The organism is Vogesella mureinivorans (genome assembly GCF_007644035.1).
Taxonomy (GTDB): Bacteria; Pseudomonadota; Gammaproteobacteria; order Burkholderiales; family Chromobacteriaceae; genus Vogesella; species Vogesella mureinivorans.
Genome location: NZ_VMTV02000471.1, coordinates 41209 through 66080, shown reverse-complemented (window position 1 = coordinate 66080; position 24872 = coordinate 41209). Strand labels below are relative to the sequence as shown.

Genomic DNA, 24872 nt, shown 5'->3' with positions numbered 1-24872 from the left:
CTCTTGTTCAGAGTTGGCTTCATGCCTTTACTGTTTGGCTGATGCACGCAACAAGCAGTGCAAAGTAGAGCCCATGACTGGACTTTCCTGTTTGTGGGTTGGTCAGCGATATCTGGCCTGCGCTTCGCCGATACTGCACACCTGCTGGTGATGCGGGCAGTTGGATGTGCGGTGCCAGTTTACTGATCAAATGCTTTAACCCGTCATGGCGCCGCGGCTTGTCGTCCCGCTCTTCCCATCGGATCCTGTTATTCCAAGTCCGATACTGGGTGGCAAAGTACCGCAGGCCTTCGACGTACTCATTGCAATCTTCCGTCATCAACAGATACTGAATTGAATGGTAGTAGCGTTGCGCTGACGCTAGCTCTTTGCGACTACGTGGGACTACAGGGAGATGTTGTAGTTGGCCAGATGACGTAGGTTGTTGACGAACCAGAGTGTTGCCCCCCTTCTTGCCTTTGCGTCCCAAAAGCTTTTGAAGCTTGGCTAGCTGCTGAGCCAGGCTGTCATGTGGTAAATAGAAAATTTTCGCTAATTCGGAAACGGGAACGCCTTGGCGCCATAGCGATAGAAAGCTGCACCACTCGTCAAAATCAAAATTTTCTAGGGTGCGAGGTGCGCTGTGCACATTTTTCTTCTGCAAATCGACCTGGTCAGGTCTGCGCCACTTCTTTCTGCTCGAGTCTCGAGATTGATCTGGCAACCCAAGAAATGCAGGTACCCAGCCCATCAAATGTCCGTAGCGGCTATTGCGTTGGCGTAGATTCTCATCGCCGAGCCCAAGCAGGTTCGCTATATGGCGTGCGGGTTCGATGTGGTCAACGAACTGTCTGGCAAAACCGAGGCCATTGCGTTGGTGAGCAAAGCTGTGCGGCCACATCTGGTTTTTCAACAGATGATCCAGGTTATGCACGTAGTGACAGAGTGTTGTACTAGGACTGGCATGCCCCATCCACTCAGCGATGGCGAATAGCCCCTTCCTGCTTACCTCGCTTTGGGCAGAAATATGCCTAGACAGCCGTGGTATTGAGCTATCAATGTCTGCGGGTGCCAGCCAGTGAGATGGCAGTGTGAGCGGACTGGTCTGCTGTGAAAAGAGTTGTACCAAATGCGTAGCAAATGAATGCCGTAGATGGTGATAACGCATCTCGTGATCACCGGTGATCTGGCGCATGAGATGGTGTAGAGACGATTGCACCTGAGTTATGTCTGCCGGGCGGTCGTTGGTTGCCAGGTCGGCAAACAGGTAGCATCCGCGTTGTTTACCCGCGCGACTCCGTTGTTGCTGGTGGTAGCTCAGCAACTCCGCTAGCTCGTGATTTGCCAATAGCATGCTCAGCGGTAGTTGGCGTTTGGCGTTGTCCGTTTTTAGGCGGCTAAATGGGTTGCGTCTCACCAGCAGTGTGGCATTCAGTCGTCCGAGTTCATCCGCTGTTAGATTCAGTGCCGCGAGCGTTCCCCGGTACTGGATGTCTTCCAACCTTAGGCCTCTGGCCTCACTGATCCGAAGGCCACAGCGAAATCCCAGTATCAGCAGTATCAACTGCATGTGGTGATGCGGATCATTTTTTGCATCTAGCAGCGCAGAGTACAGGCCTTGATACGCCTCCTCAGTCAAAATGTTGGCATCAGCTTGGGGAATGCCGCGCTGTTCCCCTGGTGATAGATCCAAGCGAGGCCATCCTGCCAGTTGAATCATGTGTAAATGATAACGGCGTAATTGGTTCGTTTTTTGCGAGCGTGTTTGTGCGTTGGTAACCTGCGCCAGAATAGCTTCGTAAACAGCCTCGAAATCTGCAGCTTCCATATCATTGAGCATCGCCTCGTCCAGCTCGACTAACAGGCTGCTCCCGAGGCTTGTCAATTCTTGATATGCGGTAGTGCGTATGATCTCTTTTTGACTGAAGCGGGTCAAAATCCAATCGAGTAGCCCACCGATGATGACGCTGATTTCGAGCGCTTTATCGTGGAGTGATCGGAGCCGTTCATGAACGGTTTTCCAAGTCGGATCGGGCTCCTTGCTAGATTGATGCAGGGCCCTCTTGATGTCTTTGTAGAGCGATTGAATCTGAGCATCTGTCGGGTTGCGCGTTACCTTTTCAAGGCGCTGGATGACTATTGGAGCAAACGCTGATTCGGAGGACGTTGGTAGTGGTGGCGATTTTTTTTCAAGAATTCGCTGCCAGCATGCTGCTGTCCATGTGGTTGCCCCACTCCTGCCGAGGCTATGGTCGATCAGAAAAGGCGGCAGGATCAGTTGCCAGTATGTAGTGGCATCGCATAGCCATTGTTGGATATTTTGGTTCAGCTTACGCCGGGTAAGACTATGGGTGCTGGTTTGATCCTGCTGCTTATTGTTGAGGTAAATTAAAAAATCTTGCAGGCAGCCATATACCCACCGGCGAGTACTGTCCCTGTCGTGGCAGCGTTCAATGGGGAGTGGTGGCAGCTGTTTAAAAAGAACCAGACTGATCGGGTCGGGAAACCAGTGTCGACGTGCACGTTGAACCTGAACGTATGCAGGCATCTCGTCTGTAAAAAGTTCAAACCAGACCTTATCCTGCCATCGATTCACGTTGCCTTGGCAGAATGGCAGTTGTAGCAGGGCTGCACTATCCAAAAGGCCGCCGAGTGCGACACTACTAAAAAGGAAGCGGCCCCATTGCAGCTTGACAGAGATCTGCTCTCGCGCAGATCCACACCATGTTGGATGCAGCGTTGCCTGGAAACGCTCAATTTGTTGCCGGAAAACAGGCAGAGACGCTACCGCCTGAGGGGGGAGGGGATTGCTGATGGCGGGTAGGGTAATGATTGGAGGGGGAAGCGTCACGTCCCAGTTCAGCGTATTTTTCCCATTCAGCAGGCCTTGACGCAGAAAATTCCGCAAATGTCTGATGTGCCTTGTTTGTTCCTCATTTCCTGATTGCCACTGTTCAAGTCTTACGAGTAAATCATCGGTAAATTTCAGGTTATGTAGTCCTGATTTTGAACCGGGGCATAGATTATCTAGTTTTGTTAGCAATGCGATAGCGGCACGTCTCCTCGATTTGCTACGATTTTGCCATCGCTTGCTATGTCCATACTGGGCGAGATTACTTTCGACACTGCCCAATGGCCATCCCGCCCAAATATCATTTTCGATCATTTTGGATATTCCTTTTGAGAGCTAGCAGCCACGCAGGCCAAACTGGACTGACCATCCACAAGCTTTATTGATTTCTTCTAGGTATGGCTGTAATGTTTTTCCAATCTGTAGTGGACTAACCATCGAATATTTTTGATACGGCTCCTCGCCACGCTCCCAGTGCCCCATGAAATAATCAATATATTCCCCCGGTGCACCTAGTGCACTCAGTTTGCTACGCAAATAATGTCGGTCTATGTTGCCGGGCAAATCGGTTGGGTTGAACTCGGCGAGTGTGCTGGGGGAAATGTTGCGCACGCGAAGCTGCGGGCTAAGAAAAAACAAAAAAGGCAGTGTTTGGCTTTTATTGTCAGAGATGGTGCTTGCATGGCGATAACGTTGACAAAGCGCTCGAATTTTTTTGTGTAAATCAGATTTTCCGGTCAGTTTTGTTGCTAAACTTAATAAATGTTCAATATAAACATCCATCTGTTTAACGAAGCTGAGAGGCAGGCATACCACGCGTGTATGCCGATAGAAATCATCATCCTTATCACTGATAACTAGTATGCCAGTCTGCTGATCGAGCTCGAGAGGGTCGTGCAGAGGATCTCGTACTGCACGATAACCTGTGCAGAAACCTAGCCAGTGCACGATATATGCAACTAGGGCATTGTGTATGTTTATCCAGGTAGTAACTGATGGTGATTGACGAAGTTGCGATCGGAGAGCAATCTTGAAATGATTACATAGCTCGCGCACAAATGTGTCCGACACGGCTAATGGGCTACCAACTGCAGGTGCATTGGAGAGGAAATCGATAGGATTTTGCTGTGGTATCGTACCATCGCTAACGGTGGAGATAATCCATGCATGTGCGCGATGGAATACTGCAGCTAGATAATCTACATCAGTACACTGATAGTGTGCTACAACGACGGCGTGCCCAAGCTCCTGTTTAGTCAGCAGATAAACAAAAACTTGGTCGCCAGTGCTCTGGAAAATAGCCTGACGCATAACGAGAGAAATACGAACATCAGTCCAACGGGTAGCATGTTGGCGATTGAGATACGATAGGTATGCTCTGATTCCGGCTACAAAATCGATTGTACTGTGCAAAAATGGTTGGCGATGGGTTTTACGTTTCTTTGTCTGCTGCCATTTTTGAAAAAAAGTCTGCAGTATTGATGTAGCTGTTTTGGGCAGCTTTACCAAAATACTACCTCGCGACGACGTAGTTCGACCTGCTAATTCAGAGCTCTGTAGCAATGCCTGATCTATCGGGTTAATGCCGCGTTGGCGAGAGGGTGTGCTGATGGGGATCTGCAGCGTGGCTGTGTCCTCAATGAATATCAGGTCGCATTCACCAGTATCTTGAAAACTTGGCAGGAGCTGTAATGTCAGCAGCTCATCGAGTGGACGCCCTGTCCAAAGCCTAAGCAGCAGCATTGCCTGCAGTGCTGGCATGTCATCAGGGGAAATGGACTTTAGCGTAGGTTGTGGTTCGCTACTCAACTGACGAACCAGTTGCTCAATCTCATATGCAGTCGGTGTTCCCCAGCTATCAGGTAGCGCCTGACTGGCCTGTATCAGGCTGTTAAGTTTAACTCGGTTTTTGAGTCGGCTGAGTCTGGCATCATGCTGTGCCAGAGGTGGCATGTCTGGATCATTAAATGCGACAGCGGTTTTTGTTGCGTATTCGTCAGGAGAAAGCCCGAGTTTCATCAATGTACGACGGCTGGTCTCGTCTGGACGACTGATATAGGTGATCAAGCGGAAAGGTTTTGATGACGGATCTCTATTGCCCGTGTCACTAGCCCAGTCGGGCTCCTCCTGCACTGGGGAATGGTGTATCTCACCAATTTTATCTAGCTCCAGTTCATAGCGTTCCCGACCGCCCCGTGCCTCGCTATAGGCTCGGAGAAGTCCTCGAATTTTGTCTGCCCACTCCTGATCGGATTTGTCGGAGCTAACGTCATTCAATTTTTTAATTAAATGCTGGCATGCTTTCAGAGATATTGAAGTTCGAAGATCTGGAATTTCAAATGTCGGACGTTTTTTCGGACTTTCTAGATCCCTGATCTTACGCATCCCATCACCAATGCAATTAGTCGGTTGTGTAATCTCTCCAGATGCTACCTGCTGGCGATAGCCTGCTGCTGCACCTAACGCGATAAAATGTAAATAGCGAATTGCCGAGGAATCACTTTCTGAATAGCCTGGCTCACAAGCAACGAGAGATGCATATTCCGAGTAGTCTCCGATCAGTCCGTCAGGGCGCACATTTTTACGCGGTTTCAGTTGTTGCAGCTCGGGTGGTAAGTCGACATGTCGGATTGATCTAATTTTTTCTAGAGTTGATTTCCATGTGGCAATTTTTGCCTCATCTAGGTGAAATTCGTGTAATAGGGGTGAGCGCTGACCAACCTCAAATATCTCTATCAGGTTGTCGATTGCAGGTAAGAACTGTTGTAGATTCTGAGGGGCATTAATGAATTCTAGTACTGGCTGGATTTCTTCCTGTGTAATGCCAAAAAGCATGCAGAAATAACCAGTGCTGTCCTTTGTATAGAGTGATTCGATTTTAGTCATGATCTTTGAACCTTAATCGGTAGTTACTTGCAAGGCTTCAATGTTCTTTCTGAGTAAGGATATTTTGCTTTGGGTAATGCCTTTCTTTCTACCCGCATGTTCGCCAATATTCAGCCATTCACGCAATTTTACAGGCCTTGGGACTCTATTTTTATATGCGTCTGGTAACATTCTTCGAACATTTTTGCAAAATTCAATAAGCTGTAGATTGGCAGTTTTGCTGCAGCTCCATATGGAGATGTGTAAGATGATATCCATGATGGCAATATCTATTGCCTCAGTTTCATCAATCGAATTGTGCTCAATTACAGTGACTTTTTGCACGCCGGCTGCAAGCGCCAGGTTGTATGTGCGAAAGCCTGCAAGCAACTCCAGATCGCTATTTGGCTTTGGCTGCCACAGAATAATTTGCGGAAAGTTCAGAAAAGAAAAGTGCGCTGGATTTATGAATCCAATGGTGGGGGAGAAATTGATATGGTGAAATGCTTTCCAAATGATGGAAATTAATTCGTGCTGTGGGGGTTTGATGCGGTCAAGCGGGTGTACAGATTTTTGCGTTGTGTGCTGCATGGGTGGCGTTCCTAAAATGTGTGTTTGATCATGATTTTCCTTTGGGGTTGAATGAATTGGCGTGGCCAATAGATTAAATGAAGGCTTCAACGCGATTTGCGAAGTACTGCCTTCGGTGTGATGGTTTATTTTTGGCCAAGAAAATGGAGATAGTAGTTAAAAGCCAAATTTCTGGTTTTTAACATGGTTTGATGCTAATGGTATCTGGCGATGAGGCATGCTCGCAGAAAGCGATGATTGACAGTTTTCGTTTCTGGAGTGCTAAAAGTATTTAGCGCAATTGGCGAATAAGAGGCAGTACTCTGAAATCATTAAGCATCTGCGACAAGTATGCTTAGTAAAACTAAAAGATCAGTTTCGAAAGATCTGATAGTGATTTCTTATTCGGTGATTTGATATGTAACAGCTGTACAGCCAGTTGAAATTGACATCCAAAATGTGTATGGATTTCACTGCTGCGAACGAAGAGCACGGCGGCAAGCGCTGGCTGAGGTAGGGATCTTACATAGGTATATGACTGGATAACGCCAGCACGATTGGGTTAATGCTACACAGAATGGATGCGCAAAGCAAGCGCGCCATCCCAGTACGTTTCAGTCACTACGCTCAGAATTCCCAGTCTTGGTGGGGGAGGGGAATCGGAGTTGGCCAGCACCAAGCCACATAGCCCCGTTTCACCGGAGTTGGCAGCCGCAAGATCGCTTACTGGTTGAAGCGAGACCACAGCAACGAAAGCTGCCAGTTTGACGATGAAGGCCTGCGCAGTCCACCAACAGCTTCTTAGTGTCTAGCGAAATCGGAGCGATTCAGTTGCACAAATCAGGGCTTGCGTCCGTCCGGTAGAATGACCGCATGAGCAAGCCCCTTCCTCCCAAGTACCAAACCATCAACTGGCAGACCTACAACCACGCCCTCAAGCAACGAGGACAGCTCCTTCTCTGGCTCGACAAAGATATGAACTGGCAGGCTCCGGCCACCGGTAGACGCGGACGGCAGCCCACTTTCTCCGATGCTGCCATCCAGTTCTGTCTCACCATCAAATGCCTCTTTGGTCTGGCATTGCGCCAGGCCACAGGCATGGTCGAAAGCATGTTGCGCTTGGCTGGGCTTGACTGGGCCGTCCCCGACTTCAGTACGCTCTCCCGCCGCCAGAAGGACTTGCAAGTGCGCATCCCGATACAAAAAAAGCAAGGTTGTCTGCATCTCTTGGTGGATAGCACCGGCATCAAGATGATGGGTGAAGGCGAGTGGAAGGTGAAAAAGCATGGCGCTGACTACCGCCGCCAATGGCGCAAACTGCATCTGGGGATTGATGCGCAAACGCTGGAAATCCGCGCAATGGAAGTGACCGACAATCGCACCGGTGATGCCACGATGCTGCCAGAGCTGCTATCGCAAATTCCGGCGGCAGAGGAACTGGTGACGGTGACCACGGATCGCGCATACGACACGCGCTTGTGTCATGCCGCGATTGCGGATCGTGGTGCTGCGGCCATCATTCCTCCACGTCGAAACGGCCAGTTCTGGAAAGGGAATGCACCGGGGAATCAGGCTCGCAACGAGTCGCTACGTTCGGTGAAGTATCTGGGACGCACGCTCTGGAAAAAGTGGAGTGGCTACCATCGGCGTAGCCTAGTCGAAACGAAGATGCACTGCTTCAAGTTGCTGGCGGACCACGTCAAGTCACGAGACTTTGACCGACAGGTGGCGGAGCTTCAAATCTGTGCCGCGATTCTGAACCGCTTCACAGCACTGGGTACGCCGCAAACGGTCCGCATGGGATAAGTCCGTCTGGGGATTGGGGTGGTTCAACCTGCGGCTGATTTGTGCAACAAAGCCGCGGGGGGGGACTCATTCCCAAGCATGAGATCTAACATCACAGCATAGGCAAAACGCCACATCTTAGGACATAATCATGCATTGACTACTGTTCCGTGAAATATCGAGAAGATTAAAAAATGGAAATTCAAATACTCAAGAAGACGGGTGTTCCAAAGGCAGAAGTCGAAGCGCACCAACAGATTCAGACGGAGTTTAGCTCTTCCGAATTTAGTCAAAAGTGGAAAGGGTACGCGTCATTTGCCATCGCCCGCGGTGGCCGAGGTGCAGGGGACGACGATTTCGACTTAGTGCTCGTGACCCATGGCCATATTGTCGTAGTCGAGCTGAAAAACTGGCACGGCGACCTTCTTGAGTCAGATGGACAGCAGTGGTACTTAGATGGTGAGTGCCGCGGGACATCTCCAGTAGCCAAGGCCAACCTGAATGCTAAAAAGCTGGCCAGCTTGATGCAGCAAAAGCTGGGTAGGGATAAAACCCCGTTCATCAGCTCGTACGTAGTCATGCACGGTGACGTCAAGAATATGAAATTGACGCCCGAGGAAGAGCGTTCTGTGCTCACCATGACCGAATTTCTGACGCTCAGGTTTCAGAGCGGCTACAAGAATTACCTTTGGGGGCGGGTCGCGTTCAATCCGCTGAGCTATCTCGCCAAGTACGATGAGTTCTTTCTGGGGCCCTCATTCAAGCCCAGAGACTATGTGGTCGATGGCTTCCGGCCAGAGGCAAATCCAATCTTTGAGCACCCCAGGGAGCTTTACAGCGAGTACCGTGCGGCAGCCAAGGACGACCCATCTACCCTTGCGTTGCTTCGTCAGTGGGATTTCACGGCACTAGGGCTGGATCTTATCGGGGAGAAAGACCGTTCATTTATTGGTCTGCGTGAGCAGCGGGTCTATGAATATGTCGCCGAGCGGAACGAGGAGTTGTCGCTCAATCTCCTCCGCCCAGTTGCCCGCAAGAGTCCAAATGACGTAACCCTGAACTTTTCGGAATTGTTCTTCCTGCCGAGCAAGGTGACTCGTCTTGCCGAGTTTACCCATAGCGTTCTTCCTAAGCTGACCCCAGAGGAGCGCCTGACTCTTTGCAAAGCACTACTTTCAAAATTCGCAGATCTTCACGATCTGCGTGTGGCGCATCGTGATGTTAGCGACCATAGCATTTGGTTCGATAGGCCCGCTAAGGTTGTGTTGTCCGGGTTCCCGGCCGCCTATTACCCGGAAATGAAGACGGTTGGCACCTTCCGTGAGAAGGTAAAGGTCGAACAGTCTACTCTGCCAGAGGATTTTGATAAGGAACCTACCGCAACCCCGTATCGTCGGGATGTATTCATGTTGGGCACGCTAGTACACCTCATCTTGTTTGGCGAAAAACCGCCAAAGGTAGGTGGAGTCTATGAGTGGTCTTCCCGAGCGGATGACCCATTCGATGGAGCGCTGACCGAGTTCATCACACGAGCACTCAGCAAGGGGCCTGGCGAGCGCTTCCAAAATGCCGGGGAGATGCTTGAGGCTTTCAATGCGGCAACCGCCCGAAAGCAGGAAAGCATCATCGACCTTGCCGCCTTCGATGCATACAAGGCAGCTACCCGTGACCGGGATTACGACGAAACAGAGACTTTGTCCGACACCGACGACGCATGGTTCTTCAAGTCTGAGGAGAATGGTGCAGCAAAGCTGGTAAAGGTTTGGTTCAGAGTCGCACCTGACGCCAAGAAGCCTGACCAATCCGTACGGTTACTGTCATTTCTTGAGCGTGCCCGGACCATTAAAGGGTGTGGCCTTCTTGGGCTTCCAAAGGTTTTCGACTTCGGTTTGTCTCGTGGTAGCCTCTTGCTTGTGCTGGAGTGGGTAGAAGGACAGACCTTGTCCGAATGGCAGGCTCGGGCCCCATCATATGAAGAACGACTAGCGGTTTGCAGGTCGATGTTGGATGCTCTTGAGCGAATCCACGCGCTGGAGTTTGCTCATGGTGACCTGCATCCACAGAACATCATCGTAAAGGAAGACGGGACCGTCACCCTCATTGATGTCCTGGACTTCCACCTAGATGCAGACGACCACTACACAACGGCGTACTTGCCGGACAACTACAAGGCTCTTACCCCTTTCGAGCGTGATAGATACAGTATTGCGGCAGTCCTGGCTGAGGTTCTGGGGACTACGAGGGAAAATCCTGGCACCGGTGAGTACCCCACTCCTCGCATTTACGAGGAGATTACGAACCTCCTCGAGCAGAAGACCCTGTCTACACTCGAGCCGCTATCAAGGGCTGTCACAAGCACATGTGATGCCAGCCATGAAGACGCTCCCGAAGTAACCGTAGTCGTCCAAAGGCTCGGCAATTCAGGTGTCGCGGCAGGCGCAATGCGCTCGGACAACGGGGTTTTTCACGTCGAAGCAAAGCAAGATAACAAGTACAAGGGATGTCTGCGTTTCTGGGTTACAGGCATTGGTAAACAGCTGTCATTTTCTTGGAGCCTTGTCAATGAGTCGGCGGAGTTTGTTCGCGCTAGCTCGATTCCCCAGAGCCACTTGCTCCGGTCCCAGACCTTGGGGGATGGACAGATTTCCGTTCGAATCAACTTGGTCGAAGGACCGGTTTCAGACGTCCGCGACCTTGTTCAACTCCTACTGCAAAACGAGAAAATCAAACGTAAGGTTCCGCAGCCAGCGCCAGCTACTGTATTGGCCCCTGAATTGGAGATCATGGCACAGTCAGTGCCTGCATCGCAGGAAGATGCAGGCGCCGTCGAGGAGGTCGCCTCTACCCAGATTAGCGTTCCGGTGCCTGAGCTCTGGAAGGCACTACTGGACGCTGAAGAGGACGCTTTCACGACAGTTACCGTTGCCGATGACAAGCGAGACAACCCTTCTCTATATGGCCAAATCCTGGTTCCATACCATGCAGATAAAGGAGTGATTGACTATGAGAAGTCAGACACAGTCATTATCGAAAGTCAGGGTACCGATGGTGTTTGGCGGCCATGCGGTCAGCTCAACCTCAAGGAGACGACCTTCGGGGAACTGGCTGAGTTGGCGATTGATAAGCCTCACCTGAAGGCCAATTTCAAGATTGGAAGCAAGCTCCGACTTATCAGCAACCTGGAGAAAGGGTCATTTACCCGTAGAAGGTTTGCCGTAGACCGGATTCTCGGGGACAAGGCCGTAGTTCCGGGCCTCATCAACTATTTCGAGCGGCAGGAAGTAGAACTTCTGGTGCCGAATGAGTATGCCCAGCCAAGCGATGACGACCTCGAGGTCTATTCGGAGGGAAATAAGAAGCTTAATCCGAGCCAGAAGGAGGCGTTCCGCAAGGTCCTGGGAAATGGGCCCATCAGCTTGCTCCAAGGGCCTCCGGGGACCGGCAAAACATGGTTCATCGCATCCCTACTCCATTACTTGATGACCAAGGAGAGCGCGCGTCGAATTCTCTTGGTCAGCCAGGCACATGAGGCTGTCAACAATGCACTGGAAAAGGGGCTAGAGCTATGTCGAAGCAAAGGCATCGAGTTCAATGCGGTCCGTCTGGGTAGTGAATCGGCCGTATCCGATTCCATCCGGCACCTGCATGCCACCTCAATTGAACAGGCCTATCGTGAACGGTTCAAGGCTGAACAAAAGGAGCGAATTGTTGGCCTCGCATCGGCGCTGGGCCTACCGCGCGACTTTGCAGTTGAATTTGTCGGCCTGTACCTACGGCTTGGGATGCTCAGTGAGCGTATTGCTAAGCTCGAAGAGCGAAAGCTTGCAGAAGGGGAAAATGCCGGGCGGGGGCTGGATGCACGGATTAGGGCGTTGGAAGAGACGTTCTACGACATAGCCACGGATTTGTACGACGTGGGTAACGACCACAAACCTGCACAGACGGTAGCCCTCATCCAACAGACGCTCGTCGAAAAGTATGAAGTTCGCTCGAAGGATGCCATTGAGCGCCTAACACGACTGATACATCTCTCAGATGAGTGGGTCAGTGCGCTGGGGTCGCCAGATGCGAACTTTGCAGAATTCCTGGCCAAGTCTCGAACCGTGGTAGCCGGGACCTTGGTTGGCATCGGCTATCGAGGCGCAGGCGTTGTCCAAAATATCTTCGATTGGGTCATCATCGACGAAGCGGGCCGGGCGGCACCCAGTGAACTTGCGGTTGCTATGCAGGCAGGACATCGGGTACTGCTCGTTGGTGACCATCATCAGTTGCCGCCGACCTTCTCCGAAGAGGTTAAGGATGCCATCTGCCAGCGCTTCTCTGTTGAAGATGACTCACCACTATTCAGTAGCGACTTCGAGCGTATTTTCGACTCCGAGTATGGCAGGAAAGTAGGTACTACTCTTTTGAGCCAGTACCGAATGGCACCGGACATTGGTGAAGTTGTTTCCAGCTGTTTCTACCATGGAAAGCTAGATACCGGCCGAGATAAGCCACCGGAGTATTACGAGCTTCTGCCTAAGCACCTTTCCAAGCAGGTCACGTGGATTGATACCGCACCTCTTGGTGAGCGAGGCCATCATCAAACTTCGGAGAACAGGGAGGATACATGGAATACCGCTGAGGCCCGTATTGTCATGAACCTCTTGCGTCAGATTGTAGAGTCCGATGAGTTCATGGCTGCTCTCAAGGATGACCTGCAACCCCAGGAGCCACCTATTGGCATCATTTGTATGTACAGCAAGCAGCGTCAGATTATCGACCAGATGAAAGCGGAGGCAACTTGGCTTGGGGATGCTCGCCGTCTGGTTAAGGTAGATACCGTTGATAGCTATCAAGGTAAGGAAAACCGAATCATTATCTTGTCGACAGTACGCAACAACTACAAGCAGGCGCCAGGATTCTTAACCAGCCCCAACCGAGTGAACGTAGCCATGTCTCGTGCCATGGAGCGGCTGTTTATCGTCGGTTCTACCAAGATGTGGTCTGGCAAGAACACCCAGCTACCGCTGGGGGAGGCATTGACCAAGATTAAGTCGCTCACAGATGCTGGGCGAGCGAGCATCCTGTCAGGCAAGCAGTTTCAGGGGAACTAGATGACCATTCCGTCAGAATTTAATCGCGTAACATTTGGTCTCCCCATCGAGACTTTCCGTGTCGAAGCATACATCGCATTAGATGAGCGCTTACCTGTTGTCACAGAGTTCGTTCTTCGCTTACTTCGAGTCTGCGACAGGGTTTCGATTCCGGCGCTCCGGGACTACTTCGGCTTTACCGACAGTGAAGCGTTATCCGTTGTGGAATCGTTGTCACGGCAAGGTCTCATCGACCTAGTCGACGAAGATGTACAACTCAGCCTGTTTGCCATCGAGCGGTTCGAGGAAGCTGGTGGCGATCACCCTCGATTTAACAAGGTCGAGCTTAAGAAGGATACAGTTACCTTTGACCTAATTTCCTTTACCCCACTTCGCTCTGTGATTGGTGAGCCAATCACCGACAACATCATTAAGTTGAATGCGGAGGACGAGGTTCTGGGTGAGAGCAAGGAGAGGGCAAGGCAAGCCTACAGGACTCGCTACCCTGAAATTGCTTCAATGCGAGATGACTTGCGAGACAAGTCCTTCGGTGTCCATTCCGTGGAGGATATTGAAAGCAAGAAGCGAAGTTATCTGCCTATCCCGGTTTCATTTGCGATTGACCAAGATGGACAGGTTGAAAGAAGAATAGATGAGACCTTTGAACGAATTGCACCGCCTGAATTGGTTCAATTCGTTAACGAACAGGTGACCGCTGCCATTCCCACGACCATTACGCTTGGAGCACCTGGGTTGGAGGAGTTCATCGAGACATTTGACTTGAAACTGATGGGCCAGTATTTGACGGGTAAGAGGTTTGACTTGGTTGGGTACCTAGCAGACGTACACATCACACGAAATGCGAAGTACCCCAAGGGGGTAGACCCTTTCTTCGGGAACGTCTATCTTCACGAAAATGTAGAGCGGATTGTTAACCGTGTACGAGATCGGCGTGAAGGCAAGCGCCGTCATGGGCGACTACTGACATCTTTGGCTTGGTTGGCACCTGATTATGAACTGTGGGGACGTGGTGAGTCATTTGCCAAAGCAGTGGCCCAGTTTACAAACGTCCTCAAGCTTTCCGGAAATACCGACTCGCTTTTTCTCTTTGCGAGGGCCGAACAAGGCCAAGAGAACGAGGTCATTTCCCAGTTTCGAGTTCCCTTGCTAAACGAACTTCATTTCTCCCGACCAGCAATGAAGGATGAACCTTTAATGGATGGCAGGGTGGAGTTGCTGTTGTATCCAACCGCATTTATGGTTGCGGTGTATCACCTATCTCTCCCAGGTAGTAATGGCTTATGGGTGCCTATAGGTGTTATTTCAACTCAGCCGAAGCATTTGGATATAGCGCATAAGCTCATTCAAAGCTCTATGGCCAGAAGACGTTACGGGGGGCGTGGGAAATTCTCACAGAGAGACGACCGAGCCAAACCGGCCACCTTCGAGGAAGGTTGCCCATTCTTACAGTACAGCGGGCTGAACAATCATAGCGACGTCGATAATGAATCCTGAATGATTAAGCACGCATTGTTTATGGGGTTTTTGAGGCTTTGTTGCACAAATCAGGGCTTGCGTTCGTCCGGTAGAATGACCGTATGAGCAAGCCCCTTCCTCCCAAGTACCAACCCTCGCTGGGCGGCGGCTGGTCGAGTCGCCCACGCGCGCAAATGTATGCAGTATTCATGGGCTTGGCATGAGCTACCGCCATTGGTTCCATGGCCTATTCCATCTCCACACTGGGCGTACCTGTTTCCATCATTACTCCGCTCACCAACGCCAACGCACTTGTCGCCTTGGCGGTCTCGGCACTGGTGTTTCGGGAATGGAGCGCTCTGGATGACCCACGTGTACTGGCAGGAGCTTTATTCATCGTGTTGGGCGCGGTAGTGGTGGCTACCGCGAAGAACTGGCTGAATCGCCCCCACTTTTCTAGATACCTCATCAGTCTCACTGGACTGAACCATCACCTTTGCAAGGTGATGGTCCGTCTCGTTTAGCGCAAGGTAATGATGCCGCGTAGCACCTTCTTGAAGGTGTCGATTTCCTGTTGTGTATAGCCTTCGAACACCTGCTGCTGCTGGCGGGCGGCAATGTCCCACAGCATGGCAGCCTGTTGGCTGCCATCGTCAGTGAGGTGATAGCCGTGTTCGCCGTTGCTCACCAGGCCCTTGCGCCGCAGGATTTCTTCGGCTTGCTCGATTTCCCGCACTGGCATAGCGACTTCGCGCAGCAGGTCCCCCATGGCCAGTTGCGCATCGCCTTCCAGTACCATCAGCATGCGGGCTTCGCTGGTGCGCAAGCCGGTTGCCAGTTGTTTGGGCTGGTAGTGCGCCTGGTAGCTGCGTACGGCTTGGGTCAGCAGGTAGTACAGGTTGTCGCTGAGCCGGCCCTGGAAGGTGCTGGATGGGGTGCTGCCTTCTTCGCGTTTCTGCATGCGGGCGTGCGGCAATACCATGGAGTACGTGCCTTGGTGGTACACCAGTGGCGAACGGCCCAGGTCATCGAAGGCCACGACTTTACCGATGAAAATCCAGTGGTCGCCGCCGTCGATTTGCTGGTATTTCTCGCACTGGAAGCGTGCCGCGCAGTCGGCAAATAGCGGGGCACCGCCGGCGCCGCAGTCGTGGGCAATGCCGGCAAACTTGTCTTCCTTGGGGCGGGCGAAATGGTTGGACAGTTCGATCTGGTCGGCGGCCAGGATGTTAACGGCAAAGTGGGTGGCTTCATCGAATACCGCGTAGCTGCCGGAACGTTTGTCGATGCTCCACAGCACCAGCGGCGGGTCCAGCGAGACGGAGTTGAAACTGTTGGCCGTGACACCGGCTTTGCTGCCAGACGAGGTGGCGGCGGTCATGATGGTGACGCCGGTGGCAAAGTTGCCTAGCGCACGCCGGAAAACGCGCGGGTCAAGTTCTGTGGTGGGGGTGGTCATGGGGTGGCTCCTGTGGATGGGGCGGGCCCGGTCAGCCGGGCCACTTTGTGCGGGATAGGCGGATCAGACCATGGTCGGGTCCGGTTCCAGCCCCATCAGCTCACGCCCCAGGATCTGGGAGCAGACGTCGTAGTCGGTATAGGCGTGGGCGCCGGTCATGTGCGAGTCGCGGAACAGACGCTGCAATTCGTTCCCTTCCATCCAGCTAGCGGCGCCTGATGCACCGAACAGGCGGTCAACAGCGGCAATGCACATCTTCACGGCGTAGGCCTGATTGGTACGCCAGTAGGTCAGGGTTTCACGCGTGGGGTATTGATGACGGCGGCCGTGCTCGGCGTGGTCTTGCCAGGTTTTTTCCAGGAATGCACGTGCCGCCGCTACTTGGTGGGTGGACTCTGCCAGGCGCATCAGGGCTGGGGTGGCGGTGCCGACGCTGGCACCGGTGTAGGCCCGTACACGGTTCTGGGTTTTTTCCTTGAACGCTTGCAGCATGCGTTCTGCGACGCCCAAGCTAATGGCGGCAAAGCCACTGGCAAAGTAGGGGCGGTACGGGGTGTAGAAAATGGCGCTGTCCGGGTAGAGGTCAAAGCCGCTGGAGCGACCTTCCATCATGTCTTTGGCCGCCTCGATACGGTGATTCGGGATAAAGGCGTTGCGGATCACCAGTGTCTTGGAACCACTCCCTTTCATGCCCATCGAGAACCAGTTGTCGCGAATCTCGTAGTCGCTGCGCGGCAGGACGCCAAAGCTGTAGACCAGCTCGCCTTCGCTGTTCTTGCGGCGCATGCCCACGATGGCCCACTCGGCGTGGTCACAGCCACTGCTCCAGCCCATCTCGCCACTCAGATACACGCCGCCGTCGGCCTCTTCGATCTGGCTGAACGGGGCAATGCTGCTGCTGGCGGTGGCATCCGGGTTATTACCCCAGACTTCTTGCTGCAGCTGCGGCGAGAACATGGCTAGTTGGTGGCTGTGGGTACACAGCAAGCTGAACGCCCACGCGGTGCCACCGCAGGCGCCGGCCAGGGCGGCCACGCAGTCGGCAAACTCGGGCAGGGAGATTTCCAGACCACCGTATTGCTTGGGCTGGAAGGCGCGATGCATACCAATGCTTTTCAGCAATCTGATGTTTTCGTCTGGTACTTTGCGCTCTTCTTCCGCGCGCTGGGCGTTGGCCGCAATCGCCGGCAGGATGGTACGCAGTTTTTCCAGCAAAGGATTGTGCTTGTTCATGATCATCTCTCTCCATGATGTGTCGTGGTCTCGCCAGCCTTGGCCCGTATCGGGCGTTGCCGGGTTGGGCCGGCTATCTGTGGCGTTGGCTGTGACTGCATTATGCGGAGCGTCAATCGCGGTTGAAATGTAACTTTCGGGTGTAAATTTGTACTTTTCATCGTTTTTTGATCGGGTGGTGCACCCAGGAGGCATCGTTCGATACACGGTGAAAAGCGGGCAAAAAAATACCGGCACGAGGCCGGTAAAAAGAGGAAGCACCTGCGAACAACGGCCTGCCGTTGTCAGTGACGCTGCCACGGGGAGGCAGCAGGCTAACCGGTGCAGGCACCGGCCTGCCGGGTTTAATACACGCTGCTGGCCTGGGGGGCCGGTGCGAGCGTGTCGCGGTAGCGGGCGGCCAGCGCTTCGGCACTGCGTGCCAGCAAGGTGGTGTCCACGCCGACCGCCACGAATTGCGCCCCCTGCGCAATGTAATGACGGGCCAGCTTCTCATCTGCCATCAGGATGCCGGGAGCCTTGCCATGGGCGCGGATGCGACGGATGGCATCTTCAATGGCGGCTTGGACTGCCGGGTGCGTCGGCTGACCCAGGTAACCCATGTCGGCAGAAAGGTCGGCCGGGCCGATGAACACGCCATCCACGCCTTCGGTGGCGGCGATGGCATCCAGCGCGGCTAGGCCGGCTCGGGTCTCGATCTGCACCAGTACGCAGATCTCCTGCTCGCAGGCGTGCAGGTAGTCGGGGATACGGTTCCAGCGCGAGGCCCGAGCCAATGCGCTACCCACACCGCGGATACCGTGCGGCGGGTAACGCGTGGCCGCCACGGCTTGCTCGGCTTCGGCGGCGCTTTGCACCATGGGCAGCAGCAGGGTTTGTGCGCCGATATCCAGGATCTGCTTGATGCGCACCGGGTCGTTCCAGACCGGGCGCACGATCGGGTGGCTAGGGTAGGGGGCAATGGCCTGCAGCTGTGCCAGCATGCCCTGTAGTTCGTTGGGGGCGTGCTCGCCGTCGATCAGTAGCCAGTCGAAGCCGGTGCCGGCCAGCAGTTCGGCACAGTAGGCATCGGCCAGGCCCAGCCACAGACCAATCTGGACCTCGCCGGCCTTTAGCGCGGCCTTGAAGTGGTTGCGCGGGTTTTGCATCGTGGTCTCCTGTTAGACAAAGCGGCAGCTGATGGCACCCAGCGGGCCGTAATCCACATGAAAGGTATCCCCTGGTCGTGCGGCCACCGGGCGGGTAAACGAGCCGCCCAGAATCACCTGTCCCGGTTTCAGGCTAACGTCGAACGGGGCCAGTTTGTTGGCCAGCCAGGCCACCCCGTTGGCGGGGTGGTTCAGTACGGCGGCGGCTACGCCGGATTCTTCAATCACGCCGTTGCGGTACATCAGGGCCGGGACCCAGCGCAGATCCAGCTCGGATGGCCGGATGGGGCGGCCGCCCATGACCACGCCGGCGTTGGCCGCATTGTCGGAAATGGTGTCGAACACCTTGCGCGGGCGGCCGCTGGCCGGGTCGATGGACTGGCTGCGGGCATCGATGATTTCCAGCGCCGGAATCACGTACTCGGTGGCGTTGTAGACGTCGAACAGGGTGATGTTCGGGCCTTTCAGTTCCTTGCCCAGAATGAAAGCCAGCTCCACCTCGACGCGCGGTACGATGAAGCGGCTGGTGGGGATATCGGCTCCGTCGTTGAAGAACATGTCGTCCAGTAAGGTGCCGTAATCCGGCTCGTCAATTTGCGACGACATCTGCATGGCGCGGGAAGTCAGCCCGATTTTGTGGCCTTTCACCACGCGGCCTTCGGCCAGTTTCATGTCCACCCAGCAGCGCTGGATGGCGTAGGCGTCCTCGATGGTGATGTCCGGGTACTCGAGCGAGATCTGGCGAATCTGCTGGCGCTCCTGCTCGGCCTGGTGCAAGCGGCGGGCAGTCTGTTCGATGATGTCTTGGCTAAGCATGTTGTCTCTCTGTCAGTTAGGTCTATAGCGTTGACGGCTTAGCGGTCCAGGCCGCCGAAGCACAGGTATTTGATTTCCATGAAGTCTTCCAGGCCATATTTGGAGCCTTCCCGGCCCAGCCCGGACTGCTTGATGCCACCGAATGGGGCCACCTCGGTAGAAATCAGCCCTTCGTTGATGCCCACCATGCCTGCTTCGATGGCCTCTGCCACACGCCAGATGCGGCCAACATCACGGCTATAAAAATAGGCCGCCAGACCGAACTCGGTGGCATTGGCCAGACGGATGGCATCCGCTTCGTCCTTGAAACGGAACAGTGGGGCCAACGGGCCGAAAGTCTCTTCGTGCGCTACCAGCATGTGCTCGGTGACCTCGGTCAGCACCGTCGGCTGATAGAAGTTGCCCCCCAGCGCGTGTGGTGCGCCGCCAGTCAGTACGCAGGCACCCTGGCTGACCGCATCGTTGACGTGCTCGGCTACCTTGGCTACCGCCTTGGCATTGATCAGCGGGCCTTGCTGCACATTGCCGCTGTGGGCAGGGCCTACCGCCATCTGGCTGACCGCCGCGGCCAACTTGGCGGCAAAGGCGTCGTAAACGCCATCTTGTACAAGGATGCGGTTGGCGCACACGCAGGTCTGGCCGGTATTGCGGAATTTGCTGGCCATGGCACCCTGCACGGCGGCGTCCAGATCAGCGTCGTCGAACACGATGAACGGGGCGTTGCCGCCCAGTTCCAGCCCCAGTTTTTTAACTGTGCCAGCGCACTGTTCCATCAGCAATTTGCCGATGCGGGTGGAACCGGTAAACGACAGCTTGCGTACCGCCGGGTGGCGAGTCAGCTCGGCACCGATCTCGCTGGCGCGGTCGCCGGTAACGATATTGAGCACGCCGCGCGGCACGCCGGCACGCTCTGCCAGCACGGCCATGGCCAGTGCCGACAAGGGGGTTTCGGCCGCCGGCTTCACCACCACGGTGCAACCGGCCGCCAGCGCCGGGCCCACCTTGCGGGTGATCATGGCATTAGGGAAGTTCCACGGGGTGATCGCGGCCACCACGCCGATGGGCTGTTTCAGCGTGACCAGCCGACGGTCTGCCGCCGGGCTGGGAATCACATCGCCGTAAGCGCGTTTGGCCTCTTCGGCAAACCATTCGATGAAGCTGGCCCCGTAGGCAATCTCGCCACGGCTTTCCGGTAGCGGTTTGCCTTGCTCCAGGCTGAGCAACTGCGCCAGGTCTTCCTGGTGCTGCATCATCAGCTCGAACCAGCGACGCAAGATCTGCGAGCGTTGCTTGGCTGGCAGGTTGCGCCAGGCGGGCAGGGCCGCTTCGGCCGCTTCGATGGCACGATGGGTCTCGGCACTGCCCAGCGAGGCTACCTCGGCCAGCACGTCGCCGGTGGCCGGGTTGTGCACGGCAAAACGGGTGCCGTGGTCACCGGCTACCCATTCGCCGTTGATGAAGGCCTGGTTACGCAGCAGGCCGGGGTCTTGCAACAAGTTGCTCTGTGTCATGGTGGGTGCTCACATGGGGGGAGACGTGGCTGACGACGCGGGCGTCGCCAGGCGTTGAAGTTGCAGGCTCAGCCAGGCACCGGCACCGCACAGGGCAATTACCAGACACATGGCGGCCGGGGTACCGTCGTGCAGCCGGGCTACGGCAGCGCTGGCCAGCATGCCCGCGGCAAACTGGCCGCTGGCGGCCAGCGCCATGGCGGCGCCTGCCCGGCTGGCGTGCTGTTGCAGCAGCCTGGCCATGCAATTGGCGCCCACCGAGCCGGTGAGGCCAACGCTAATCAGCAGCGGCAGGACTACTGCCATCAGCGAACCGGCACCCGCCAGCCACAAGGCCGCGCCTGCGATGGCGATGGCGCCGGTCTGCCATTGCAGCAAGGTGTCGGCGTTGCCGTGTACGGCCAGGCGCTTGTTCAGCCAGGTAAAGGCGATGACGGCGACGATGTTGAGCCCGAACAGCCAGCCGTAGTGTTGTGCCGGCACGCCGAAGTAATGGATGTACACAAACGGCGAGCCGGTGATGTACGCAAACATCGCGCCGAATGTCAGGCCCAGCGCCAGCAGATAGCCTTGCGAGTGGCGGCAAGCCAGTACCGAGCGGTAAGACAGAAACACGCTAGCCAGGCCGGTGCTATGGCGCTGTGCTGGCGGGTGGGTTTCCGGCAGGCGCAGGGCGACCCGCCACAGGATCAGTGCGGCAAAGATCGTCAGGGCCAGAAACAGGCTGCGCCAGCCAGCCCATTGCAATAGCAGGCCGCCGAGAAGCGGGGCCAGCAGGGGTGCGATCATGGTGACCAGATGCAAGGTAGACAGCACCTGGGCTGCGCGTGCCAGTGGAAACAGGTCGCGTACCATGGCGCGGCCCAGCACACTGCCGGCGCCGCCACCGATGCCCTGTATCACGCGTAGCGCAACCAGTTGCTCGCCGCTTGCGGCTAACATGCAAGCCAGGCTGGCCAGCAGGTAGAGCGAGATGCCAAGCAGCAGCACCGGCCGTCTGCCGTAGCGGTCGGACAGCGGGCCGTACAGCAGCATGCCCAGACAGAACCCGCCCAGAAAGCCGCCGATGGTCAGCTGGATCAGCCCGACCGGGGCGTGCAGGTTGGCCGCAATGGCCGGCAGAGCAGGCAGGTAGAGGTCGATCGATAGCGGGCCGAATGCGACCAGAGCGGCAAGTAGCCAGATCAGGCGCTCGGGTGCGGATGTGTGCGTGTTCATGCTGGTGGGGCTCAGACCTGGCGGAAGCGCTGATGGACGTTGTTGTGCTTGTAGCTCAATTGCTGTGGCAGCTCGCTCAGCTCGAAAGTCAGGGCCAGGTAGCGGGTGTCGAACAGCGGCTGGAAGTGCGCCTTGATCAGTTCGAACAGCCCCTGGGCCGTGTATTCACGCTCCTCTGCACTACGGCCGTAACCAATTTTCAGCGACATGTGCACAAAGGCGTAGTCGGCCTCGCCATCGGCCATGCGCCAGGTGTCCAGCCAGTGGACACGGCTACGGATACCGGCCACCGGGTACAGGCCGGTGCCGATCAGGAAGTCGTGAGCCTTGCGGAACAGTTCCGGCAGCTCGGCCTGTTCGCGGATGTTATCGGTACATTCAAGGATAAAGTGCGGCATGACGGTCTCCAGGGCCACCGCCAGGTACGACGGTGGCCTGCGGCATTACACGGGAAGGATGACGTTGATCTGGCCGGTGCCGGAACTGCCGAAATAGGGGGTTACCACCTCGGCCTGGCCGCGGTATTCGTCCCAGCCCAGCGCGCCCAGCAGCATGGCGGTGTCGTGCATGAAGCCTTCACCGTGGCCCTTGTCGGCGTACTCCGGCAGCATGGCGCAGAAGGTTTTCCAGTCGCCGCGTTGCCACATTTCCACCACTTCGTGGTCCAGGGTTTCCAGGAACGGGCTCCACACCTTGTGCAGGTACTGGTCGGCCACGCCGTTCTGGGCAAAGCGGTGCGAGAGCGAGCCGCTGGCAAAGAGGGCGACGGTGCCGTCGTACTGTTCTTCGATGGCACGGCGCATGGCGGCGCCCAGGGTGGCGCTGTCTTGCAGGTTGTGCACGGTACACAGCGCAGAAACGGATACCACTTTGAAATGCTGGTCTTCGTTCATGTAGCGCATCGGTACCAGCGTGCCGTACTCCAGTGCCAGCGTGGTGTTGTCGTGAGCGCGGGTGTGCACGCCGGCTGCAGTGGCCGCATCGGCCAGCAGGCGGCCCAGCGCCGGGTTGCCCTGGTATTCGTAGGGCATGTTCTTGATGAAGTGCGGCAGCTCGTTGCTGGTGTAGATACCCGCAAAGTGCGGGGCCGAATTGATGTGATAGCCGGAGTTCACCAGCCAGTGGGTGTCGAACACGACGATGGTGTCCACGCCCAGCTCACGGCAACGGCGGCCGATTTCCTTGTGACCATCGATGGCGGCCTGACGGCAGCCCTTGTGCGGCCCGTCCAGCTCGGACAGGTACATGGATGGTACGTGGGTGATCTTGGCGGCAAGCGCAAGTTTGCCCATGGTGGTCTCCTCGATTCTCTGTAAACGTTGGCGGTGGGGTGGTTGGGTCTTGTGGTGATGGCCAGGCGGTGGCCTGGCCATCACGGCTTATACGCCCCAGCGCGGGATGTGGTGGCTGCCCATCGAGACGCAGACGTTCTTGATTTCGGTAAACACTTCAAAGCTGTAGGCACCGCCTTCGCGGCCGGTACCCGACGCTTTGACGCCGCCAAACGGCTGACGCAGGTCGCGGACGTTCTGGCTGTTGATGAATACCATGCCGGCTTCGATGCCACGGGCCAGACGATGGGCTTTGCCGATGTCCTGGGTCCAGATGTACGACGCCAGGCCGTACTCCACGTCATTGGCCAGTCGCAGCGCTTCGGCTTCGTCCTTGAATTTCAGCAGGCAGACCACCGGGCCGAAGATTTCTTCCTGGGCAATGCGCATGCGGTTGTCCACGTCGGCAAACACAGTTGGCTGGATGAAGTGGCCGTTCTGCAGATGGGGTGCCAGGTTGGCCGGACGTTCGAGACCACCGGCCAGCAAGGTCGCCCCTTCTTCCATACCGATACGGATGTAGCCGGTGACCTTGTCGTAGTGTGCCTTGGTAATCATGGAGCCGACTTGGGTTTTCGGGTCTTGCGGGTCGCCTACGATCAGGTTGCGGGCACGACGGGCAAATTCGGCGACGAATTCGTCGTATACCGCTTCCTGGATGAAGATGCGGCTGCCGGCAGTGCAGCGTTCACCGTTGAGCGAGAAGATGGTGAACAGGGCCGCATCCAGCGCACGCTCCAGGTCTGCATCGTTGAAAATCAGCACCGGGCTCTTGCCGCCCAGTTCCATCGAGTATTTCTTGATGCCGGCACTCTGCATGATGCGGCGGCCGGTAGCGGTACCACCGGTAAACGACACGGCACGTACGTCCGGGTGGCGTACCAGCGCGTCGCCGGCATTGGCACCGTAGCCCTGCACTACGTTGAACACGCCTGGCGGAATGCCGGCTTCCATCGCCAGACGGCCCAGCTCGTTGGCGGTCAGCGGCGACAGTTCCGACATTTTCAGCACTGCGGTATTGCCCAGTGCCAGGCAGGGTGCGGTTTTCCAGGTAGCCGTCATGAACGGCACGTTCCACGGCGAGACCAAGCCGCAAACGCCTACCGGCTGGTACAGCGTGTAGTTCAGCATGCTGTCGTCCACCGGGTAGGTGTGGCCGTCCATGCGGGTGCACACCTCGGCGAAAAAGTCGAAGTTGTGCGAGGCCCGCGGAATCAGCACGTTCTTGGTCTGGTGGATGGGCAGACCGGTATCCTGGGTTTCCAGCTCGGCCAGACGCGGTACGTTCTGGTCGATCAGTTCGCCCAGACGGCGCATCAGGCGCGCCCGTTCTTTGGCCGGGGTGTTGGACCAGGCGGGGAAGGCAGCTTTGGCTGCCGCGACAGCCGCGTTGATCTCGTCGGCGCCGCCGCTGGCGACTTCGCCGATGGCCTCGCCTGTGGCCGGGTTGAAGTTGGTGAAGGTGTCCTTGCTTTCGACTTCGCGGCCGTTAATCCAGTGCTTGATCATGATGTCTTCCTTGGCTGTGCGGCGCTGCCGCACCGATGAATCGGGG

The 24872-nt window shown here is 55.6% G+C and carries 16 protein-coding genes; 4 read left to right on the top strand and 12 right to left on the bottom strand.

What is annotated here, in order from left to right:
- Positions 1-19: 19 nt before the first annotated feature.
- From FLQ44_RS12640 to FLQ44_RS12630, 3 genes are read right to left on the bottom strand one after another with little or no spacing between them, the layout of a single operon-like run.
- Positions 20-3145, bottom strand: coding sequence for a tyrosine-type recombinase/integrase (locus FLQ44_RS12640; RefSeq protein ID WP_147694672.1), 3126 nt, complete (start codon positions 3143-3145; stop codon positions 20-22).
- Between the two features lie 21 nt (positions 3146-3166).
- Entirely contained in the window at positions 3167-5716 is a 2550-nt protein-coding gene (locus FLQ44_RS12635) for a hypothetical protein (protein ID WP_147694671.1), read from the bottom strand.
- Between the two features lie 12 nt (positions 5717-5728).
- Positions 5729-6286, bottom strand: a complete 558-nt coding sequence (locus FLQ44_RS12630; protein WP_147694670.1) for a hypothetical protein — start codon at positions 6284-6286, stop codon at positions 5729-5731.
- Between the two features lie 852 nt (positions 6287-7138).
- Between FLQ44_RS12630 and FLQ44_RS12625 the strand changes: the two genes are divergently transcribed.
- The 4 genes from FLQ44_RS12625 to FLQ44_RS12610 all read left to right on the top strand — a co-directional run bounded on the left by FLQ44_RS12625 (position 7139) and on the right by FLQ44_RS12610 (position 15125).
- Positions 7139-8071: an IS5 family transposase gene (locus FLQ44_RS12625; protein ID WP_147694669.1), complete on the top strand. Its 933-nt coding sequence runs from the start codon at positions 7139-7141 to the stop codon at positions 8069-8071.
- Positions 8072-8244: 173 nt separating this feature from the next.
- Positions 8245-13146 carry an AAA domain-containing protein gene (locus FLQ44_RS12620; RefSeq protein ID WP_147694668.1) on the top strand — a complete coding sequence of 1634 codons (4902 nt, stop codon included), beginning with the start codon at positions 8245-8247 and terminating at the stop codon, positions 13144-13146.
- Positions 13147-14640, top strand: a complete 1494-nt coding sequence (locus FLQ44_RS12615) for a hypothetical protein (protein ID WP_147694667.1) — start codon at positions 13147-13149, stop codon at positions 14638-14640. It begins immediately after the preceding gene.
- 203 nt (positions 14641-14843) lie between these two features.
- Positions 14844-15125, top strand: coding sequence for a hypothetical protein (locus tag FLQ44_RS12610; RefSeq protein ID WP_147694666.1), 282 nt, complete (start codon positions 14844-14846; stop codon positions 15123-15125).
- Here FLQ44_RS12610 and FLQ44_RS12605 read toward each other — a convergent pair.
- The 9 genes from FLQ44_RS12605 to hpaE all read right to left on the bottom strand — a co-directional run bounded on the left by FLQ44_RS12605 (position 15122) and on the right by hpaE (position 24826).
- Positions 15122-16060, bottom strand: a complete 939-nt coding sequence (locus FLQ44_RS12605; RefSeq protein WP_147694665.1) for a p-hydroxyphenylacetate 3-hydroxylase reductase component — start codon at positions 16058-16060, stop codon at positions 15122-15124. The two genes, FLQ44_RS12610 and FLQ44_RS12605, sit on opposite strands and share 4 nt — an antisense overlap.
- Positions 16061-16123: 63 nt before the next feature.
- Positions 16124-17293, bottom strand: coding sequence for a p-hydroxyphenylacetate 3-hydroxylase oxygenase component (locus FLQ44_RS12600; RefSeq protein WP_147694664.1), 1170 nt, complete (start codon positions 17291-17293; stop codon positions 16124-16126).
- Positions 17294-17637: 344 nt separating this feature from the next.
- Entirely contained in the window at positions 17638-18441 is an 804-nt protein-coding gene (gene hpaI / locus FLQ44_RS12595) for a 4-hydroxy-2-oxoheptanedioate aldolase (protein WP_147694663.1), read from the bottom strand.
- A 12-nt stretch (positions 18442-18453) separates the two neighbouring features.
- Positions 18454-19257 (bottom strand): 2-oxo-hept-4-ene-1,7-dioate hydratase, encoded by an 804-nt coding sequence (hpaH, locus tag FLQ44_RS12590; RefSeq protein WP_147694662.1) that lies wholly within the window; start codon positions 19255-19257, stop codon positions 18454-18456.
- A 38-nt stretch (positions 19258-19295) separates the two neighbouring features.
- Positions 19296-20768 (bottom strand): NAD-dependent succinate-semialdehyde dehydrogenase, encoded by a 1473-nt coding sequence (locus FLQ44_RS12585; RefSeq protein ID WP_147694661.1) that lies wholly within the window; start codon positions 20766-20768, stop codon positions 19296-19298.
- A 9-nt stretch (positions 20769-20777) separates the two neighbouring features.
- Positions 20778-21986, bottom strand: coding sequence for a multidrug effflux MFS transporter (locus tag FLQ44_RS12580; protein ID WP_147694660.1), 1209 nt, complete (start codon positions 21984-21986; stop codon positions 20778-20780).
- Positions 21987-21997: 11 nt separating this feature from the next.
- Positions 21998-22384, bottom strand: coding sequence for a 5-carboxymethyl-2-hydroxymuconate Delta-isomerase (locus FLQ44_RS12575; RefSeq protein WP_147694659.1), 387 nt, complete (start codon positions 22382-22384; stop codon positions 21998-22000).
- 45 nt (positions 22385-22429) lie between these two features.
- Complete coding sequence (hpaD, locus tag FLQ44_RS12570; RefSeq protein WP_147694658.1) at positions 22430-23278, bottom strand: 3,4-dihydroxyphenylacetate 2,3-dioxygenase; 849 nt, start codon at positions 23276-23278, stop codon at positions 22430-22432.
- A gap of 87 nt (positions 23279-23365) precedes the next feature.
- Complete coding sequence (hpaE, locus tag FLQ44_RS12565) at positions 23366-24826, bottom strand: 5-carboxymethyl-2-hydroxymuconate semialdehyde dehydrogenase (protein ID WP_147694657.1); 1461 nt, start codon at positions 24824-24826, stop codon at positions 23366-23368.
- Positions 24827-24872 lie beyond the last annotated feature (46 nt).

Bases quoted from the DNA above. Each gene is read 5' to 3' on its own strand.
- FLQ44_RS12640 (WP_147694672.1), bottom strand. From the start codon at position 3,145: ATGATCGAAAATGATATTTGGGCGGGATGGCCATTGGGCAGTGTCGAA.
- FLQ44_RS12635 (WP_147694671.1), bottom strand. From the start codon at position 5,716: ATGACTAAAATCGAATCACTCTATACAAAGGACAGCACTGGTTATTTC.
- FLQ44_RS12630 (WP_147694670.1), bottom strand. From the start codon at position 6,286: ATGCAGCACACAACGCAAAAATCTGTACACCCGCTTGACCGCATCAAA.
- FLQ44_RS12625 (WP_147694669.1), top strand. From the start codon at position 7,139: ATGAGCAAGCCCCTTCCTCCCAAGTACCAAACCATCAACTGGCAGACC.
- FLQ44_RS12620 (WP_147694668.1), top strand. From the start codon at position 8,245: ATGGAAATTCAAATACTCAAGAAGACGGGTGTTCCAAAGGCAGAAGTC.
- FLQ44_RS12615 (WP_147694667.1), top strand. From the start codon at position 13,147: ATGACCATTCCGTCAGAATTTAATCGCGTAACATTTGGTCTCCCCATC.
- FLQ44_RS12610 (WP_147694666.1), top strand. From the start codon at position 14,844: ATGGCCTATTCCATCTCCACACTGGGCGTACCTGTTTCCATCATTACT.
- FLQ44_RS12605 (WP_147694665.1), bottom strand. From the start codon at position 16,060: ATGACCACCCCCACCACAGAACTTGACCCGCGCGTTTTCCGGCGTGCG.
- FLQ44_RS12600 (WP_147694664.1), bottom strand. From the start codon at position 17,293: ATGAACAAGCACAATCCTTTGCTGGAAAAACTGCGTACCATCCTGCCG.
- hpaI (WP_147694663.1), bottom strand. From the start codon at position 18,441: ATGCAAAACCCGCGCAACCACTTCAAGGCCGCGCTAAAGGCCGGCGAG.
- hpaH (WP_147694662.1), bottom strand. From the start codon at position 19,257: ATGCTTAGCCAAGACATCATCGAACAGACTGCCCGCCGCTTGCACCAG.
- FLQ44_RS12585 (WP_147694661.1), bottom strand. From the start codon at position 20,768: ATGACACAGAGCAACTTGTTGCAAGACCCCGGCCTGCTGCGTAACCAG.
- FLQ44_RS12580 (WP_147694660.1), bottom strand. From the start codon at position 21,986: ATGAACACGCACACATCCGCACCCGAGCGCCTGATCTGGCTACTTGCC.
- FLQ44_RS12575 (WP_147694659.1), bottom strand. From the start codon at position 22,384: ATGCCGCACTTTATCCTTGAATGTACCGATAACATCCGCGAACAGGCC.
- hpaD (WP_147694658.1), bottom strand. From the start codon at position 23,278: ATGGGCAAACTTGCGCTTGCCGCCAAGATCACCCACGTACCATCCATG.
- hpaE (WP_147694657.1), bottom strand. From the start codon at position 24,826: ATGATCAAGCACTGGATTAACGGCCGCGAAGTCGAAAGCAAGGACACC.